Annotated in this window: 13 protein-coding genes; 5 read left to right on the forward strand and 8 right to left on the reverse strand. The window is 64.9% G+C overall.

Translation table 11 applies throughout. The annotated features are described in order from the left end of the window. Positions 1-114 precede the first annotated feature (114 nt). Complete coding sequence (locus tag C936_RS0109675) at positions 115-1,566, reverse strand: diguanylate cyclase (protein ID WP_018137803.1); 1,452 nt, start codon at positions 1,564-1,566, stop codon at positions 115-117. Positions 1,567-1,802: 236 nt separating this feature from the next. Beyond that, the gene (locus C936_RS0109680) at positions 1,803-2,813 is read right to left on the reverse strand and encodes a TIGR00341 family protein (RefSeq protein WP_018137802.1); all 1,011 of its coding nucleotides are present in this window, start codon (positions 2,811-2,813) and stop codon (positions 1,803-1,805) included. A gap of 200 nt (positions 2,814-3,013) precedes the next feature. Between C936_RS0109680 and C936_RS0109685 the strand changes: the two genes are divergently transcribed. Both C936_RS0109685 and C936_RS0109690 read left to right on the forward strand, forming a co-directional pair. Further along, positions 3,014-4,552 (forward strand): AAA family ATPase, encoded by a 1,539-nt coding sequence (locus tag C936_RS0109685; RefSeq protein WP_018174173.1) that lies wholly within the window; start codon positions 3,014-3,016, stop codon positions 4,550-4,552. Between the two features lie 175 nt (positions 4,553-4,727). Continuing rightward, positions 4,728-5,852, forward strand: coding sequence for a site-2 protease family protein (locus tag C936_RS0109690; RefSeq protein ID WP_018174174.1), 1,125 nt, complete (start codon positions 4,728-4,730; stop codon positions 5,850-5,852). Positions 5,853-5,905: 53 nt separating this feature from the next. On the opposite strand, the gene C936_RS0109695 is transcribed toward C936_RS0109690, so the two are convergent. The 4 genes from C936_RS0109695 to C936_RS0109710 form a co-directional block, all read right to left on the reverse strand. After that, positions 5,906-6,844 (reverse strand): hypothetical protein, encoded by a 939-nt coding sequence (locus C936_RS0109695; RefSeq protein WP_018174175.1) that lies wholly within the window; start codon positions 6,842-6,844, stop codon positions 5,906-5,908. A gap of 157 nt (positions 6,845-7,001) precedes the next feature. Continuing rightward, positions 7,002-8,240: an MFS transporter gene (locus tag C936_RS0109700; protein WP_018174176.1), complete on the reverse strand. Its 1,239-nt coding sequence runs from the start codon at positions 8,238-8,240 to the stop codon at positions 7,002-7,004. Between the two features lie 342 nt (positions 8,241-8,582). Further along, positions 8,583-9,356, reverse strand: coding sequence for a hypothetical protein (locus C936_RS0109705; protein WP_018649447.1), 774 nt, complete (start codon positions 9,354-9,356; stop codon positions 8,583-8,585). Between the two features lie 234 nt (positions 9,357-9,590). After that, positions 9,591-11,294 carry an HAD family hydrolase gene (locus C936_RS0109710; RefSeq protein ID WP_018174178.1) on the reverse strand — a complete coding sequence of 568 codons (1,704 nt, stop codon included), beginning with the start codon at positions 11,292-11,294 and terminating at the stop codon, positions 9,591-9,593. 297 nt (positions 11,295-11,591) lie between these two features. On the opposite strand from C936_RS0109710, the gene C936_RS0109715 reads away from it, so the two are divergent. Continuing rightward, entirely contained in the window at positions 11,592-12,011 is a 420-nt protein-coding gene (locus C936_RS0109715) for a CBS domain-containing protein (RefSeq protein ID WP_018137795.1), read from the forward strand. Between the two features lie 49 nt (positions 12,012-12,060). Here the strand turns inward: C936_RS0109715 and C936_RS0109720 are convergent, their stop codons facing one another. Further along, a complete protein-coding gene (locus C936_RS0109720; RefSeq protein ID WP_018174179.1) occupies positions 12,061-13,344 on the reverse strand; it encodes a hypothetical protein in 1,284 nt (427 codons plus the stop codon). A gap of 193 nt (positions 13,345-13,537) precedes the next feature. On the opposite strand from C936_RS0109720, the gene C936_RS0109725 reads away from it, so the two are divergent. Then, the gene (locus C936_RS0109725; protein WP_018649449.1) at positions 13,538-14,308 is read left to right on the forward strand and encodes a hypothetical protein; all 771 of its coding nucleotides are present in this window, start codon (positions 13,538-13,540) and stop codon (positions 14,306-14,308) included. Between the two features lie 53 nt (positions 14,309-14,361). Here the strand turns inward: C936_RS0109725 and C936_RS0109730 are convergent, their stop codons facing one another. Further along, entirely contained in the window at positions 14,362-14,898 is a 537-nt protein-coding gene (locus C936_RS0109730; protein WP_018174181.1) for an HIT family protein, read from the reverse strand. 454 nt (positions 14,899-15,352) lie between these two features. Here C936_RS0109730 and C936_RS0109735 point away from each other — a divergent pair, with 454 nt between their 5' ends. After that, a complete protein-coding gene (locus tag C936_RS0109735) occupies positions 15,353-17,410 on the forward strand; it encodes a sodium-translocating pyrophosphatase (RefSeq protein ID WP_018137791.1) in 2,058 nt (685 codons plus the stop codon). The last annotated feature ends 33 nt before the right edge of the window (positions 17,411-17,443 follow it).

Genomic DNA, 17,443 nt, shown 5'->3' on the forward strand with positions numbered 1-17,443 from the left:
ACTTGCCGCCTATCGAGCGGTGGCTGCGCTCGGGTCATGTGCGCGGCACCTGGGGCGACCCCGATGCGAACCTTCGCGAGCTGAGCGAGCCGCCCGGCGAGGGGCGTGCCCGCGCTACCAGGAGGCCTCGGGTAGCGTCAGTGTCTCGACCCGGTTGCGGCCGGCGCGTTTGGCGCGGTAGAGCGCCTCATCCGCCTGGCGCAGCAGGGCCCTGGGCTCCACGGGCCACCGGGTGTGTACGCTGCACACGCCAATACTGATGGTGACGCGTCCTTCGTCGGTGTCGGGTTGTTTCAGGTCGAGCCCGTACACCGCCTCGCGGATGCGTTCGGCGACCCGCAGCCCGCCCTCGGGGTTGGTGTCGGCCAATACGCAGGCGAATTCCTCGCCACCGTAGCGGGCGCCGACATCGGCGGGGCGGTTCAGTACCGAGCGGATGACGTCGGCGACTGCCCGCAGGCAGTCATCCCCGGCCTGGTGGCCGAAGGCGTCGTTGTACGGCTTGAAGTGGTCGATATCGATCATCAGCAGCGAGAGGGAGCGTTCGCGCCGGGCAGCGCATTCCCGCTCGAGCTGGTGGTCGAACTCGCGTCGGTTGGCGAGGCCGGTCAGCCCGTCCACGCGCGCCTGGCGGGCCAGTTCCTGCTCCACCTGCTTGCGTGCCAGGGTGCCGGCGATCATGTCGGCGACGAGCCGCAGCGCGGTGATCTGGTCGTCGGTCCAGCAATGCGGCGCCTCTACGGCATCGAACCCGAGCATGCCGAAGGCGTTCTGGTCGCTGACCAGCGGGATCAGCAGCAGGGAGCGGATCTCCTCGCGGCGGAACTCCTCCTGTTCCACCGCCGCCTCCGCCGGCAGTTCGTCGACGTCTGGCACGTGCACGACCTTTCTTGCGAGGACCTGTGAGGTGACCCAGTTATGTTCTTGCAGAGGAATCGCCTGAAGGTGCTCCCGGTAGGGCTGTACGCCGCGGGCGCACCATTCGTTGACCAGACTCATCTGATGGGCGGGGAGGTCGAAGCGAAACACGTAGGCGCGCCCGAGGCCGAAGAAGACTCCCAGTCGGGCCAGGCTCTCTTCCATCACCCGGTCGACGTCTCCGGCCGTGATGTTGATCAGTGCGGCGGAGATCTCGGCGATCATGCCTTGCAGGCGATACTGCCGATCGTGGGCCGCCTCCAGCCGGCGGCGGTCGCTGATGTCGACGGCGACCGCGCTTGCTCCAAGCAATTGCCCGTCCGCGGCAAACAGCTGCTCGGAGTGCCACTCCAGGGTGCGGTCCTCGCCGGTGCGGGTGCGGATCGTGCTCTCGAACCCTTGCAGGCCCTGGCCCCGCTCCATGATCTGGCACGCGCGGGCAAAGACCGCCTCGCGGTAGTTGGGATCGGGATATAGCCATTCCCACACGCGGTCGTGCCCCAGCACCTCCTCGCGGGAGTAGCCGCTGATCTGTTCGGCCGCACGGTTCCAGAAGGTGATGCGGCCGTCCACATCCAGTGAATTGATCCAGACCGCTGCGTTGTCGACGATCAGCGCGTTGAACGGGTCCTGATCTTCATACGCCATCGATGCCCCCTGGCCAGGCGAGTGATCACGCTCCATGTTGTCAGAATGCCAGAAAGTCCGGTCGGGGCAAGCATGAGTTAAACCAGAAGCAAGGTTGTAGCAGGGCAGGCATGAAACGGGCGGGCGCACCCAGAAAAGGACGACCAATGCCTCCCCCTTTGGAGGCGTTGGTTCTGAATAAAGACTTTGAATGCAGCGGGTTATCGTGTTTCAGATGCCGATGAGGCTGGAGCGGCCTACAGTGTGATGTCGGCTTCCAGGATCAGAAACACCAGCAGGGCGAGGGTGACGGCCCAAAGCAGCAGATAGCCGGCCATGCTCTGCGCAGCGGCCTCCCGCTGAGCGCGTCCGCGCGGGCGCACGCCCTGATAGAGAAACACGAGCTTGGCCGACAGGTTTACGCACACCACGTTGACCGCCAGTAGCAGGAAGGCCATGTAGGCGGCGGAGAACTCGCCGGAGCCGAGCATGATGCCAACGGTAGCAGCCGGCGGCAGGAGGGCGACGGCCACCATCACGCCGACCAGAACCGTGGGCAGGCCGGTGGTGAGCGACAGCACTGCGGCGGCTCCGGACGCAAGGGCGAGAGCGACCGAGTCGAGACCGACTTGGGTGCGCATTTGCAGTTCGCGCGCGCCGACGTCCACCGACATGACAGTGGCGAGCAGGATCCCGATCAGGATGGCCCCGCCGAGTCCCACCACGTTCGTGCGCAGGGAGCGTCCGATCAGCCGCGTGTCGGCCATGGAGGTCCCGAGCGCCAGTGCCAGGTTGGGACCCAGCAGCGGAGCGATAACCATCGCGCCAATCACCACGGCCACGTTGTCCTCCAGCAGACCAATGGCCGCGACGATGGTGGACAGCACCGTCAACAGGACGAACTGGCCGGTGAGGTCGGCGCCCCCGGCCACGTTGGTATAGAGCTCTTCACGCGAGATGGCGCGGGCCTTCTTGCCGGTGCGTGCAGCATCCTTATCGTCGGCAGTGGAGTCCTGCAACGGGTCGGGCAGGACCGCCTCCACCGGCAGGACCAGGATGCGCGCGGTCTCGACCGCGCCCAGCACACGATAGAGGTCGTCCAGCAGGCGCTGGCGGTAATCCGTGCTGACCAGCATGTGCACGGCCATGCGGTCACGGTTTTCGTCCACCCCGTGCCAGAGGACATCGATGGCCAGCCCGTCGGCGATTCCCAGTACGGTATCCAGATGCCCGGCCGGGCCGACGACTTCAATGATCTTGCTACTCATGGGCCCCCCTTTGCTTCCGGCATCATAGCAGGGGGGGCTGGAGCTGCCGGGCGCGGCAAGAGAACCGGGGGCATGCGCGAACGGGGTACGCAGCATCGCTCAAACTATGCGTGGACCCGGATCGGGGAAGTCGACAACATGGGCGTCACGGGTCTGTGGCATTCGCAGGCAGGAGCCGGTGTTGGGAACGGAGGGAGTGAATGGCAACGGCGCTTCAGAATCAGACGGCGCGCAAGATCCTGCGCGGGCTCAAGTCGCACTATCCGGTGTTCTACCTGCAAGGGTGGGACGAGGACCGCATGGAGCGGCTGCTGCGGGCGGTCGCGCGTTCGTACTACGGCGAGGACGGGCACCTGGAAGTGTGGTCCGCGGGTACAGGGTTCGACAGCGATGCCCCCGACGCCCTGACGACCGATCCGCTGGAGGCGGTGGCACGTGTGGCGAAGGGGCGCACCGAAGGCCCGCGCATGGTGCTGCTGAAGGATCTGCCCACCGGGTTCGAGGGCAACCCGGCGCTGGTCCGCGGGGTGCGCGACCTGTACTACCGGTTGAAGAACAGCCGCGACGTGGTGTTTCTCAGCTGTCCGCTGCTGAAGCTGCCGGAGATCCTGAAGAAGGAGGTCTTCCTGATCGAGGTTGACCTGCCGTCGGAGGAGGAGGTGCTGGAGCAGCTGGAGGCCGCGAGCGGCGCGTCCGGGGTCCCGCGCGAGCAGTTGTTTCGCGTGGCGGCCGGGATGCGCGGGCTGTCGCTGAACGAGGTCGGGCACTTGAGTGCGCGGCTGTTTGGCGGCAAGCCGATGGGCGAGGCCGAGATGCTGGCCGAAATCCAGGAGGAAAAGGGCCAGATCCTGCGCAAGGAGAGCTGCCTGCAGTTCTACCCGCCGCAGCGCTCGCTGGACGACATCGGCGGGCTGGAGAACCTGAAGGAGTGGGTGCGCACGCGCGCGGACCTCTTTACCGAGAAGGCCTGGCGCGACAACGTGCCACTCCCGGCCGGCGTGCTGTTCATGGGGGTCAGCGGCTGCGGCAAGAGCATGGCGGCGAAGGCGATCGCGACCGCCTGGGGCCTGCCGCTGGTGCGCCTGGACATGAGCCTGGTGCTGTCCGGCAGCTTTGGCACGCCGGAGTATGCCTTTGCCCGGGCGACGCGGATTGCAGAGGAGATTGCGCCGATGGTGCTGTGGGTGGACGAGCTGGAGAACGCCTTTGGCTTCGACAGCCAGGCACCGGGCAGCGCCGGTAACGTGAACATTTTTTCGAGCTTTCTAACCTGGCTGCAGGAGAAGTCGCCCCGCGTGTTCGTGGCGGCGACCGCGAACCGCATCCATCAGCTCCCGGCCGAGCTGATGCGCAAGGGCCGGTTCGACCAGCTGTTTTTCCTGGACCTGCCGCAGGCGGAAGAGCGCAAGGAGATCCTGCGGATTCATGTTGAGCGCTACGGCGGCAATATCGAGGAGTTCAATCTGAACTACATGGCCGCCAGCACCGAGGACTGGAGCGGGGCGGAGATCGAGCAGGCGGTGAAGTCGGCGCGCATCGATGCCTATCAGGAGGGGCGGGTGTTCAACCAGCGCGACGTGATCCGCAACGTGATCAACACCGTGCCGCTGTCGCGGACGATGGTGGAGCAGATCCGCGAGATCAAGAGCTGGGTGTTCCAGCGTGCGATCAATGCCTCCAGGACGGAGGCGGGGAGCGCAGCCTCCAGTGCGCCGAAGGCGCCACGGCAGGAGCATTGAGTCAGTAGCGGTCACAGAGGATGGATGGGGTAGACCGCGCGGGGTCCGCGGTGGGGCCGGGAATCGAGGCGGACGGGCGTTTCACAGGGCCGGCCGGCACGTCAGAAGCCCGGTCGAGTGAGGCGGCACCGGTCACGCTGGCCGGTAGCGGTACTGTGATGCAAGGAGCCGAAGAATGTTCAAGACCGTCCTAGTCCTGGGCCATGTCAGTGGCATCCGTATTCAGATCCACATCAGCTGGATCTTCATCCTGATCCTGCTGCTGGCGAGCATGAGCACCGGTTTCTATCACCAGTATCCGGAATGGTGCCTGGCGATGGCGGTTGGCACCGCGGCGGTGACGGCCCTGCTGTTCTTTTCTTCCATCCTCGCCCATGAACTGGGCCACAGCATGGTAGCGCTGCGGCGTGGTGTGCCGGTGGAGTCCATCACCCTGTTCATCTTCGGGGGACTGGCCCAGATGGGGCGAGACCCCGAGCGGGCAGAGGACGAGTTCTGGATAGCGATTGCCGGGCCGGCGGTGAGTGCGGCCCTGGCATTGCTCTTCTGGTGGCTCGCGTTGCTCACCGCGGATTGGTTCGAGCCGGTACCGGTGGCGCTGGGCTGGCTCGCGCTGATCAACATGATCGTGGCCATCTTCAATCTGATCCCGGGTTTTCCGCTGGATGGCGGGCGGGTGTTCCGGGCAGTGATCTGGAAGTTGACGGGCGACCCGCGCAGGGCCATCGAGGCCGCAGTACGGGGTGGGCGGATGGTGGCCTACCTCCTGTTCGGCTTCGCCTTCTGGAACGTCGTGGTGCTGGGCAACCTGATCGGGGGCCTGTGGGTGATGCTGATCGCCTGGTTCCTGCTGAACATGGCCGAGATGCAGGGGCGGATGTATGACATGCGCGAGCGGCTGGTGGATGTCCGTGCGCGGGATCTGGCAAACCCGGATCCGCCATTTGTCGGCCAGGATGTATCGGTCGAGGAGTGGATTGACCGTTTTGTTCTGCCGGGTGGGCGCCGCTCCTTTCTGGTGGGCGATGCGGAGCGGGTTCAGGGACTGGTGACCCTCAGCGACAGCCGCAAGGTGCCGCGGGAGCGGTGGCCGACCACCCGGATCGCCGCGATCATGACCCCCGTGGATGCGCTGAGCCGTGTCGCGCCCGACACGAAGGCGGAGGAGATCCTGCAGGTCATGAGCGAACACAACCTCAATCAGATCCCGGTGATGGATGAATCCGGTCGAGCCATCGGCTGGATCGATCGCCAGCAGCTCCTGCGCACGATCGAGATCCACATGGAGCTCCAGCGTTAGGTGTGATCTCTCAATAGGTTGTCCTCAGGGAGCCCGAGGAGGCGGATGGAGGATCAATTGCGGTGGTCGCGCTGTGTCTGCAGCCTCTCCTGTTCGCGCCATTCCATCTCCTTCTGCCGGAGGTAGGTGTCCTGGTCCAGCTCCCGCAGCTGTTCGGGATAGCGCTCGGTAAGTTCGAACCAGCGCGCCATGCGGAACGCCAGACGATCCTCTTCCGCGACCTCAAGGCTCTCCAGATAGGCCTGGAATGCCAGGTAGAAGCGCATCACGTTGCGCTCGATGACACCTTGCAGACCGTCGACGTAGATCGGCCTTCCGGCATCATCCTCCCCCACCACGGTGAAGCCGGCCCGATCCCCGCCGCCGAAGCGGAGATAGAGGTTCAGGAAGCCCCGGGCCAGGGCTCCGTAATCAACGGCATGCCGAACGTGGATTAGGGTCCGCTCGGCATCCAGAGGTACGGCCTCCAGGGTCATGCGGTAGTCGCGGGTGCCGTAGGGCCCCCGGTCCCCTGCGAGTTTCACGGCCAGATAGTCCTCCTCGGCGATCTGCACCCGGAAGTCCAGGTCCACCCGATAGGCGTTTTCCGGGCGCTGGAAGCGCTTTCTGCTGATGTAGAGTTCGATGCCGGACCGCTCGCCGTCCCCGTGGTGGACGCAGGCCTTCACATTGATATGCAGGAAGAGGGATTCGCACCATACGGCCGCGGACCGGAACTCCTGGGACACCTGATGGAAGGGATGGTCGAGGATGGCATCCACCCGGACCATGACGGTGTCGTTTTGCTGATCGGAGTCCAGCCGTATCGGTTCGGCATCCAGAGGCGTGCGCTCGATGCCCGCGGTTGCGTCCTCGATTCGCTCCGGCAGTGGTCCGTACTCGAGGGCAGACGCCGGGACCCACGCGCTGCCGAGTACCGCCAGGGCCAGCACGGCCGAAATCAGGCCGCTACGCCGCGGGGGCGACCGTTCCGGCGGCAGGTGGAGGCGCAAGGGTTGTTCCGTGTCCATACGGTGAGATTGGTCAAGGCCGGCGGAAAGTGCCAGCACCTGCTGTGCGACGCGGTAAGCACGAATGAGGTCGGGTCACGCTGACTGGAAGAACCGGCAGGGCCAGATGTTCGAAGTTCGATGCCGATGTCTGGCGGTGTCAGGCATTCGCTTCTGCTTGGTGCCGGCGATACAGCCGCCAGGCCGTCAGGCCGACGAGTAGCGAAGCCAGCCCGCCGGTCACGAAGACCAGTGCCGGTGTAATGCCTGCCGGGCCGGTGAGCAGCCAGAACAGTACCGGGGCCACCAGCATCGCGGCGAACGCGAGGAAATTGCTGGCGGCGATGAAGCGGCCGCGTCGCTCGGCGGGGCTGTGGCCCTGCAGGTAGGCCGTGATCGGCACGATGAAAAAGCCGGAGGCGACACCCAGCAGGGCCATGAGCACCAGGGTTGCGTGGTAACTGTCGGCGGCGAAGTACAGCAGTGCGCTGAGCAGGGCTGCGGCGATCATTCCGGCCGGGGCATGGTGCATGGCGATGGTCCCACGCGAGAGATAGCCGGCGAGGATGCTGCCGGCACCGATGCCCAGCGCCAGCGTGGTCAGGATGATGCCGGTTGCAAGCTCGCCGAGCTCCAGGTGGATTTCTGCGAACAGGGGAACGTTGAGCTGGTACAGCGTGCCCAGCGCCCAGAACCACGCGATGCCGAGAATCACCAGGAACAGGACTCGATGCGGCCGAATCTCGTTGATGGACTGTACGATCGTCGCAAACGGGTTGAGTCGGAACGGCGCGGGGTTGTCGGTGGCCACGGTCGGGGTGATGAAGAGGCTTGTCACCAGGCCAGTGATGGACAGTGCCACGACAAGTGCAGCCGGTATCCACAGGTCCTCGCGGGCGAACTCCATCACGAAGCCGGCCAGAGCTGTCCCGAGGATGATGGCCAGGAACGTCCACAGCTGGATATGCCCGTTGGCGCGCGAGAGCTGCTGGTAGCGCACGATCTCCGGCAGGATGCCGAATTTGGACGGGCTGAAGAACGTGCTCTGCAGGCCCATCAGGAAGGTCGTCACCAACAAGCCGGTGAAGTTTTCGGTGATCAGCATCAGCGCGGCGGCCATTAGTACCGCGACCTCGGCCAGACGCGTGGTGACGATCACCGCTTTCTTGCTGTAGCGGTCCGAGATATAGCCTGCCCAGGGCGAGAACAGCACGAATGGCAGCAGGAAAACGAAGCCGACCAGGCTGTAGTAGAAGGTGCCTTCCCCCTCGGCGACGAATTGGCGGATGGCGATGAAAATGACCACCAGCCGGAAGAAGTTGTCGTTGAGGGCATTGATGAAGACGGTCGCCATGTGGGCGATGAAGCCCTTTCTGCGTATGTCCGAGGTCTCGGTCATGGGGGCCGCCTGCCAAGGTTTCCGGAAGGACTCCGGCAAGGGTTGGCGCGGGACAGCGCAATAGTCAAATCGGGTGGATACCGTTCAGGCGGTGGGCTTGCCGGAGTGGCAGGGCTTGGCGGGGCTGCGAGAGGCGGCGTCGGGCTATACCAGTTGCTCTGCTGGCACAGGAAGAGCCGGTACAGGCTCCCCGGCACAGCCGGTGTATGTGGATCGGGCACCCATCCCGTCGAGTGCGGGGCTCTGGTCAGCCCAACAGCCCGTGTTGCCGCCCAGTGATCCGGCGTAGGAAGAGGGCGCCCGTGTATTGGTGCGACCCGCAACGAGCATGTCGGCGCGCGTTCACCTGGCGTCGAATTCTTCTCGCGTGATTTCCACAAACTGGCCGAAGCTGCGCAGTCGGGCGACGTCGCTCCGGTCGACACTCAGCTGCAGTTCGAACGTCTTGCCTGCGACGAGTTCTTCGCGTTGTGCAGTCCCGGTCGATGTCAGTCGTGCCTTGATCGCGGGGATCTTGTTGCCATCCAGGTCCGCTGCCTGGACGAACAGGGTAAGCGTCTGGCCTCGGTGATCCAGGAAATCCCCCGCACCGATGATCGGCGGCCCCCTCAGGGTGAAGGCTGGCGGGGCAGGTTCGTCGCTGTCCGGTTCGGTCAGGTCCTGCGTCAGCGTGGCTGTTCCGGTCAGGATCAGGTGATTGAACGGCATGGGCCTTCTTCCTTCGATCCTGAGCTCGTCAACGGTGTATGGCCTGGCGTCGATCGGCGTCAATGGGATGGTTTGTCCCACCAGGTTCGTGTGAACGTACGCGGAGATCTTCTCGTCCCACTGCCGTTCTCTTTCGGCGACGTGACTGCGGAACGCTTCGGCCTGCTCCCAGTCGGTGGCCTGCATCTGTCGCAGTTCCTGCTGTAACTGCGCGGATTCATCGAAGCGCGCCTGCTCGAGTTCGGGCAGGTTCTTCAGATAGGGGTTGGGCGGGCCGAGGCTACGGGTTTCCTCCGGATCCGCCGCATTGGCTGCATCGGCTTCGTCTGGCTGGCCACAGCCGGAGGTGGCGAGCGCAATGCCGACAAGGAAGAAGAGGGAGCGGCTGTGATTGTGGGCGCGTTTCATCAATAGGTTCCCTGGATTGGCTGGCCAGGCCTTGAGCGGCTCCAATCCGCCACCAACGCCCGACGACACGGCCCAAGCGAAGCCCATGCCAACCAAGGGGAAGAAAGAACAAACAGTCAGTTATACGATTGCGAGCGCAGCATTCCCGGATCCCGAGCGCCTGTCTGGAAAGAAACCTGACGTGCTCGAGCCTGACGCGACTGGTGGTGCGCTTGCGCCGGCCGTCCCGCCGGCTCATGGCGGCAGGGTGTAGCGGGCTTGCGCCAGTTCGGTGATCATCTGGCGCGTCTGTGCCGGTGCCAGGTCGGTGCGCTGCTCGACGCGCTGTGCCTCATCCGCCAGGAACTCGTCTCTGACCGCGTGCCGAAACCAGCGCGAATAGTCGCCGCGGCGCAGGTGAAATAGCCAAGTCTGTTCGTCGATGCCCTGGGCGATCTGGCAAAAGATGGCCATGTTCTGTGCCTTCAGGTTGTGGCGGCTGTCGGGCCCTCGGAAATAGAAGCTGTGCCACCGCAGGTCGCCCTCGGCATACTTGCGATGATGGCGCACGCGCTCTGCGCGCCCGGGCATGGGGCGCATGGCGAACGGGGATTCATCGATAAACCAGGCGATCACCTGCTCCGCCTCTCGTGTCAGGCTGTCGGGCCACGGGACCGTTCTGCCCGTGGCCCGCCCGAACTTGGCCAGTGTCTCCTCGGGTGAAGATCCAATGGCGATGACAATGTCGACCGGCGCCAGGATCTCCGATGCGACATGCTCTGGATGCACAGTTACCAGGGCACTCTCGCCGACCCGTTTCGGCAACGCGGATCCGGTATGCCCCCATGTATCGGGGAGCATGTGGTGGGCCTCGTCGAGCACCAGCCAGTGTGGCCGTCCAGTGCGTGCGCGCATGGCCTGTAGGTTGGGGATGAGTTGCGCAAAAAACTGGGGCCGGTCCCCAAGCGGGATGCCAAGGAGGTTTATGCTCAGGTTGATCTTCGGATCCTCGAGGATCGAGAGGATCTCCGTGACGGCTGGAGCACGCCATTGGTTGCCGAGTGCCACCACGTCGGCCAGCGTTCCGTAGTCGCCTTCCGGGTCGACGATGCAGACCTGGAAGTCTTTCTCGATTAACCGCTCGATGATGCCCGCGGCGAACGTGGACTTGCCACTGCTCGAGGGCCCGGCAACCAGCATGTTGTGCCCGAATGGCGACAGGTTGATCAGCCTCCCGTCTGCCGCTGTGCCGAGCGGGATCAGGTGCTGTTCGAGCCGGCTGTCCAGCCGGCGCAGATCGTTTGCGATCAAGTCGTCGATCAGTTCGATGACGCCGTTCCCGTTCTCGCCAGCGGTCTCCAGGCTGACGGACGCCTTCAGGGACGGCACTGCGTTGGCGACTGCCACGGAGCATTCGCACAAGTCCAGAAACGAGTGGTCATTCTCGGCGTCGCCGATTCCCACCACCTCATGACGCGAAAGCCCCAGCTTGCGCAGCGCACGCTCCAGTCCCTTGGCCTTATTGACGCCGGCCGGCAGGACCATCAGGGCGCCACGGTTGGCGATCACCTGTGCTTCCAGTCCGAGTTCCCAGATCACGTCCTGCACGGCCGCTCGTTGTGCTGCCTGAGTCCCGACGACCACTTGCCCAATCTCCAGGGGCTCCACGCCGCGCTCTCGGAGACCCTTGAGCAACAGCTTCGGCGGGGGGTTGGCATAACGCGCTTCCTCCCGGGTCGCAGGGTTGTAGACAATGGCGCCGTTTTCCGCCACGACCAGGTCGAAGAGGCGCGCACAAGGACAGACTGACAACAGGTCATCCACCCGCCGCCCGGTGACCAGGATCGCCCGTCGTCCCGATTTTCTGAGCCGTTCGACGGCACGAACGGTGTCCTCCGAAACCCGATCATCCGAGGCGAGGGTTCCGTCATAGTCTGCCGCCAGGGCGAGATAACGCATGTGCCTGCCACCTTCCTGTTGCACCGGTGCGGTTAATGGGGTTGCAGCCCTGTTCTGAGGCCGTTCAATGAGTTATAGCCGAGTTCGGTCTTCCGGATCGCATGAGAAATGGCAGTCGATTGGAGACCGATGAAGAGCGAAGAAGATGACATCCATGAGCAACGGCGAACAGATAACGGGATCGGACCTGTAGCCGCAGCAAAACCTCATGGCCTGACCGCTTGCGGAGATTTGCTAGATTCAGAGATGGAGGCGAGCCGGAGCTGCTGGCTTGCGACGAGGACAGGAGATGGAGCCATGGTGTCGAAGAGTGTGCCGGTGGAAGAGTTCACGACCCCCGACCCGATCACCGCGAACGAAGACATGACGATCGCTGATCTTCGGGCATTGATGGAACAGCATGGGGTCCGCCATCTTCCGGTGGTCCGCGGTGGGTCGGTGGTCGGGCTGGTCAGCGACCGGGATGTGCGCATCGTGATGGGCTTGCCGATAGAGGACATCGGCCAGGTTAGCGTGTCCGATATCATGTCAGCCGACCCCTTGACGGTGTCGGCAGCCACGCCCCTGGACGAGGTGGCTTATGCCATGTCCGAGAAGAAGATCGGCAGCGTTATCGTCAATGAAGAAGACGGGAGCCTTTTGGGTATCTTTACGGCGAGCGACGCCCTGAATGCGTTGATCGAGGTCATCCGCGAAGGGGATGCGTCCACCTCGTAACGTCGAGGTCTTGCTCCGGTGCGGTCCGCGTGTTGCCGCGGGGAAAGCATCAACGAAGGCGCCGTACCTCGCTAATGTCGGTCAGGGCGATCGGCATCACCATGTAGCCGCTGCCGATGCGGCGGCGTACGCGGATATGCCCCTCATCGATCTCGAGCAGCTCGCCGTTGCGGGCGCGACCGTCCGCGAGGGTGATCTGCAGGTTGCGGCCGATGTGGTCGCCCAGTGCGTTCAACGCGATCACCGGGTCCCGCGCCGAATGCGGGTGGCGGGCAGAATCGGATGGTAGGGCCGGCGTGGCGTTCCATCCTGCGTTCGGTGTCGCGGCGAGCCTCCCGGGGCGTGGCGTGACCTGGCGCAGGTCGACGCGCCCAAAGGGCCGGCCGGCTACGCTCAGGCTGGATTCGACCTGCCGTAGCCACTGCGTCGGGGAGTCGAGGCCGGCCCAGAGCAGGGCGGGGTTGTCGATCGGACCGATGCGCACGGAGTAACCTCGAGGCTCCTGGATGAAGTGGCCATAGGCCTCGATCATCAGCGGCCCCGGCTGCAGGCCGAGGGGTTCCCAGGCTTCGACCCAGGCCGCCTGGTGGTGCTTGAGGTAGTCCCGGTGCTCCATGTCCATCTCGGCCGCACAGAGCTCCATCAGGGCGGGATAGTACCCGCGGTCCTCGTAATCCACGGTCATGGATTGCAATGAGGTGGCCATCAGGGCGGGCGCGAGGTCACGGGCCCGATTCGAGGCGGCCTGGATGTTGAAATGCGCGGTGGATGTGCCCAGACCCAGGGGACCCATGCCAAAGGTGCTGTGCACGGTCAGGCGGTTCTGGTCCTCCTCGAGATGGTAGCGGATGCTCATGTCCAGCGGGATGTCGCGATAGCCGAGGGCAGCCAGCAGGTCGTCCGCAGGGGCCGCGTGGTAGGCGCCGCAGCCGGCGGTGTCCAGCCACAGGGCCGGGATGCCGTCCTGCGCGCCGGTGGCGAGGCCGGGCGGCAGGGTCAGGCCGTTGACCGCAAAGCCCAGTTGCCGGGGCAGACGGCGGGCATCCAGGGTGTGGCGCAGCCGGAGGAGCTGCCACAGGTTGCCGGTTTCCAGGGTGATGCGTTCGGCCCGCATGCGGCCGATCGCCGTATTGCGCGGCTCGAACAGGAGCCGGTTGACGTGCAGATCGCCGCCCAGGCCGACAGTCACCCCGGCGTAGTGCAGTGTGCCGAGCGGCTCCAGCATCTGCGCCATATCGTCGAGCTTCTGTTCGACCTGGCGGATTTCGTAGTGGTAGTAGCCGATACCCGCGGCGACCACGGCAAGGCCGCCCACGATCCATTTCCCTGGCATGTTCTCCCCCTGCGGTTGCTTGTTCGGGCTCGTCACAGCCGGCCCGACAGCGGGACTGCCCTGTCCCGCGATAACAAGATAGCCGCTGCCGGCACATTCCGCACCTGTAAACAAGGCGGGCGGGCCTGTCTGGGGTACACGTGACAACGTGCTCCGGGCTTGGGCATTAGCCGGAATGGGCGGTTTGACCCGGATGCAGGTGTGCGTCGATGGTGGAGTGATGCGAGGTCCGGTGAACATTCGAGAACGAGAGGATGCGCTGGCGGAGCGATCGGGTGCGGGGTCATTGCGGCTCGGACATAGGCGCTCTGTTCGACGCATCGCGCCCTGGCTCGCGGCGGGCGTCGTCGTCACGCTGATCGTTACCAGTGGTTGCATGCCGTCGGGGGAGGAGGATCAACCGTCAGAGGCCGATGAGGCGTCGGTGCTCGCGCCGCTGGACATTGGTGAGGAGTCTGTTCGGACGGTGGAGGGCACCACGCTCCTTGGCATTGAAGATCTGCCCGGCGATATCCAGGTGGACGAGCAGAACGCCTTCGGAGCAACGAATCGGTTTCGGGAGGCCCACGCATCCCCGGACAATGCCTGGGTGGCGGTGGTTACCAGCGGTGCCGCTCACAGCGGCGGCTGGTTGGTAAGAGTGGACAGCGGCGAGGCGAGCCCCGCGGCGTTTCAGTACGGGGGCCGCGTCACGATCGGCCCCTGGAGCGACGATGGGCGCCATGTGGTGTTCGCGCAGGAAGGGCCTGCCGGGGACCGCACGCTGACGGTCGTGGATCGCGAATCGCTGGGTGACTCGGTGGAAGCGAACACGATCCCGGTGCGTGCCCCCGAGCATGAGGGCCGCGAGCCAGAGCATCGAGACTACGAGGTGGTCGAGTGGGTCGACGGGAAGCTGGTATTTCGCCTGGGCGAGGAGAGGTGGGTGTTTGATCCAGCCGGTAAGTCGGTTATGCCGGACTGACCATCAGGGGCGCGGGCCCCTGTCGCATGGTACGGGCGGATCGAGTGGCTGGGTCAGGCGCGGTCGGCGCGAACGCCCGGGTGGGCGTGTCGGTGGTAGTTCGCTCGATCCGGGATCACGTTGCGGATGCCGCCACGGGGGTCTTCCACGTCGCCCTCGTAGCGGGGCAGCAGGATTACGTGCAGGTGATCGATGCTCCGCCCGGCCATGCGGCCGTCGTTGTTGCCGACGGTGTAGGCATCGGGTGGATTGCCCAGAAAAGGGAGTTCCAGCACGCCTTCGATATGGTTCTTTGGGCGCTCGCTCAGGTCCTCGCGGACCAGCATGCTGCGGTACAGGCTGGCCAGGTCGGTTGACTCGATCACCTGGCGTACGCCATGGATGGCGTCGAAGTAGTCCGACTGTTCGGTCTCGTTGAGTTCGAAAAGGGAAACCACATGCCGCCGCGGGATGACGAGGGCGTGCCCCGGGTTGACCGGGTTGGTGTCGAACAGGGCGACGAACGAGCGGTTCTCGTAGATGAGGGGATCGGCCAGTCCGGCTGCGACGCGGCAGAAGTAACAATCCTTGATGGGTGTGGCACTGGTCATCGAAACGCCTGGTTGATCGGTTTGTTTTGTAAGTCAACGATCTTACGGGATTTTCACCTATTCGTTCGCCTGCGGCCGATGAAGTTCACCTCACGGGTATGCCCCGGTCCATGGTCTGTAAGGTGCCGAACACACGCGTGTTTGCACCCATCGTGCTTGACGACCTGCAAGTCACCACGTAAGTTCCCTAAAATTGTAAGGGGTTTTTGCGGTCCTTCCTTCGAGCCGTCCTGCGGCCAGACCCACCATCCCCCGATACGTTTGTCGAGGCTGTACGCCCCGCGCCAGCGGTGGCCGCGCCCCTCGACGGTCGCGCGCATGCGCGACGGCAGCACAAACCGGATGCCCGGATTCGCGCCGGGCGGCCGTGTCGCGTCGACAGCCTTCTTGTCGGCCGCCGCGGGTGCCCGACGCCCCGGATGTTTTGTGTCACGACGTATCGAAGGGGGAGTCCATGTCCATGCCATTTTTCGGCCTCGTATTTGCGCTGCTGTGCGGCGTTGCTGCGCTGGCCTATGGTCTGTTTTCCATCCGCTGGGTGCTCTCGAAGTCGGAGGGGAGCCAGGAGATGCAGCGCATTGCCCGTGCCGTGCAGGAAGGCGCATCGGCCTACATGAAGCGGCAGTACACGACCATTGCAGTGGTCGGGGTGGTTCTGTTCATCGGGTTGTGGCTGGTGATCGGCGTGGGCTCCGCGATCGGGTTCCTGATCGGTGCAGTGCTGTCGGGTGCGGCGGGCTTTATTGGCATGCATGTGGCGGTACGGGCCAACGTGCGAACTGCGGCGGCCGCGAAGTCGGGGCTGGAAGCGGCGATGGACGTGGCCTTCCGCGGGGGCGCGGTGACCGGCCTGCTGGTGGTCGGGCTCGGGCTGCTGGGGGTGGCAGGCTATTTTGCCGTGCTCTGGTGGCTTGCACCGGAGGGTGGCGAGGTCGGGCTTTCGCCGCTGGTGGGGCTAGCACTGGGCGGCTCGCTGATCTCGATTTTCGCGCGTGTCGGCGGTGGCATCTTCACCAAGGGCGCGGATGTCGGAGCGGACCTGGTGGGCAAGGTCGAGGCGGGCATCCCCGAGGATGATCCCCGCAACCCGGCCGTGATCGCGGACAACGTGGGCGACAACGTCGGGGACTGTGCCGGGATGGCCGCTGACCTGTTCGAGACCTACGCGGTGACCATCATCGCGACGATGATCCTGGGGACCCTGCTGATCCCCGAGCTGGGCCTGATGGCCTCGGTGTATCCGCTGGTGCTGGGTGGCGGGGCGATCCTGGCCTCGATCATCGGTACCTTCGCGGTGAAGGCGCGGCAGGGTTCCGAGATCATCAAGGGACTCTACAAGGGCCTGATGGTCTCCGGCGGGCTCGCCGCGGTGGCCTTCCTGCCGATTACGCTGGTGCTGGTGCCGGACAACGCGCTGGCCACCAGCATGGGCATCGAGAGTGGCGCGGCGATGAGACTGTATGGCGCGGCGCTGGTGGGCCTGGTGCTGACCGGGGTGATCATGGTCGCTACCGACTATTACACCTCCACGGTGTTCCGCCCGGTCCGCCATCTGGCCGAGGCCTCGACCACCGGCCACGCGACCAACATCATCGCCGGTTTGGCGCTGTCGATGAAGGCGACCACCGCGCCGGTGCTGGCGGTCTGCGCGGCGATCCTGGTGGCCTATGCCTTTGGCGGCCTGTACGGCATCGCCATCGCCGCGACCACGATGCTGTCGATGACCGGGATCATCGTGGCGATGGACGCCTACGGGCCGATTACGGACAACGCGGGCGGCATCGCGGAGATGGCCGATCTGCCCTCCGAGGTTCGCGAGACCACCGATGCGCTGGACGCGGTGGGCAACACGACCAAGGCGGTCACCAAGGGTTATGCGATCGGCTCGGCCGGGCTTGCGGCCCTGGTGCTGTTCGCCGACTACACCCACGAGCTGGTGCGCCACACGGGCGGTGTACACAACTTCGAGCTCAGCAATCCGAATGTCATCGTGGGCCTGTTTATCGGGGGGCTGGTCCCGTTCCTGTTCGCGGCGATGACCATGGAGTCCGTGGGCCGGGCGGCCTCGGGCATCGTGAACGAGGTGCGGCGCCAGTTCCGCGAGATCAGCGGGATCATGGAGGGCACCACCAAGCCGGATTACACCCGTGCCGTGGACATGCTCACCGGCGCGGCGATCCGCGAGATGATCCTGCCCTCGCTGCTGCCGGTGCTGGTACCGGTACTGGTGGGTGTGTTCCTCGGTACCGAGGCCCTGGGCGGGCTGCTGATCGGAACGATCGTGACCGGCCTGTTTGTGGCGATCTCCCAGACCGCCGGTGGCGGGGCGTGGGATAACGCGAAGAAGTACATTGAAGATGGACACCATGGTGGAAAGGGCTCCGAGGCCCACCACGCGGCGGTCACCGGCGACACGGTGGGCGACCCGTACAAGGACACCTCGGGCCCTGCGATCAATCCGCTGATCAAGGTCATCAACATCATGGCGCTGCTGCTGGTGCCCGTCCTGTAGGGCCCGCGAAACGCAAGGAGAACCGAGATGCCG

It is taken from the genome of Thioalkalivibrio sp. ALJ4, from assembly GCF_000377225.1.
Lineage (GTDB): Bacteria > Pseudomonadota > Gammaproteobacteria > Ectothiorhodospirales > Ectothiorhodospiraceae > Thioalkalivibrio.

Bases quoted from the DNA above. Each gene is read 5' to 3' on its own strand.
- C936_RS0109680 (WP_018137802.1), bottom strand. From the start codon at position 2,813: ATGAGTAGCAAGATCATTGAAGTCGTCGGCCCGGCCGGGCATCTGGAT.
- C936_RS0109690 (WP_018174174.1), top strand. From the start codon at position 4,728: ATGTTCAAGACCGTCCTAGTCCTGGGCCATGTCAGTGGCATCCGTATT.
- C936_RS0109710 (WP_018174178.1), bottom strand. From the start codon at position 11,294: ATGCGTTATCTCGCCCTGGCGGCAGACTATGACGGAACCCTCGCCTCG.
- C936_RS0109685 (WP_018174173.1), top strand. From the start codon at position 3,014: ATGGCAACGGCGCTTCAGAATCAGACGGCGCGCAAGATCCTGCGCGGG.
- C936_RS0109725 (WP_018649449.1), top strand. From the start codon at position 13,538: ATGCAGGTGTGCGTCGATGGTGGAGTGATGCGAGGTCCGGTGAACATT.
- C936_RS0109700 (WP_018174176.1), bottom strand. From the start codon at position 8,240: ATGACCGAGACCTCGGACATACGCAGAAAGGGCTTCATCGCCCACATG.
- C936_RS0109735 (WP_018137791.1), top strand. From the start codon at position 15,353: ATGTCCATGCCATTTTTCGGCCTCGTATTTGCGCTGCTGTGCGGCGTT.
- C936_RS0109705 (WP_018649447.1), bottom strand. From the start codon at position 9,356: ATGAAACGCGCCCACAATCACAGCCGCTCCCTCTTCTTCCTTGTCGGC.
- C936_RS0109715 (WP_018137795.1), top strand. From the start codon at position 11,592: ATGGTGTCGAAGAGTGTGCCGGTGGAAGAGTTCACGACCCCCGACCCG.
- C936_RS0109720 (WP_018174179.1), bottom strand. From the start codon at position 13,344: ATGCCAGGGAAATGGATCGTGGGCGGCCTTGCCGTGGTCGCCGCGGGT.
- C936_RS0109730 (WP_018174181.1), bottom strand. From the start codon at position 14,898: ATGACCAGTGCCACACCCATCAAGGATTGTTACTTCTGCCGCGTCGCA.
- C936_RS0109675 (WP_018137803.1), bottom strand. From the start codon at position 1,566: ATGGCGTATGAAGATCAGGACCCGTTCAACGCGCTGATCGTCGACAAC.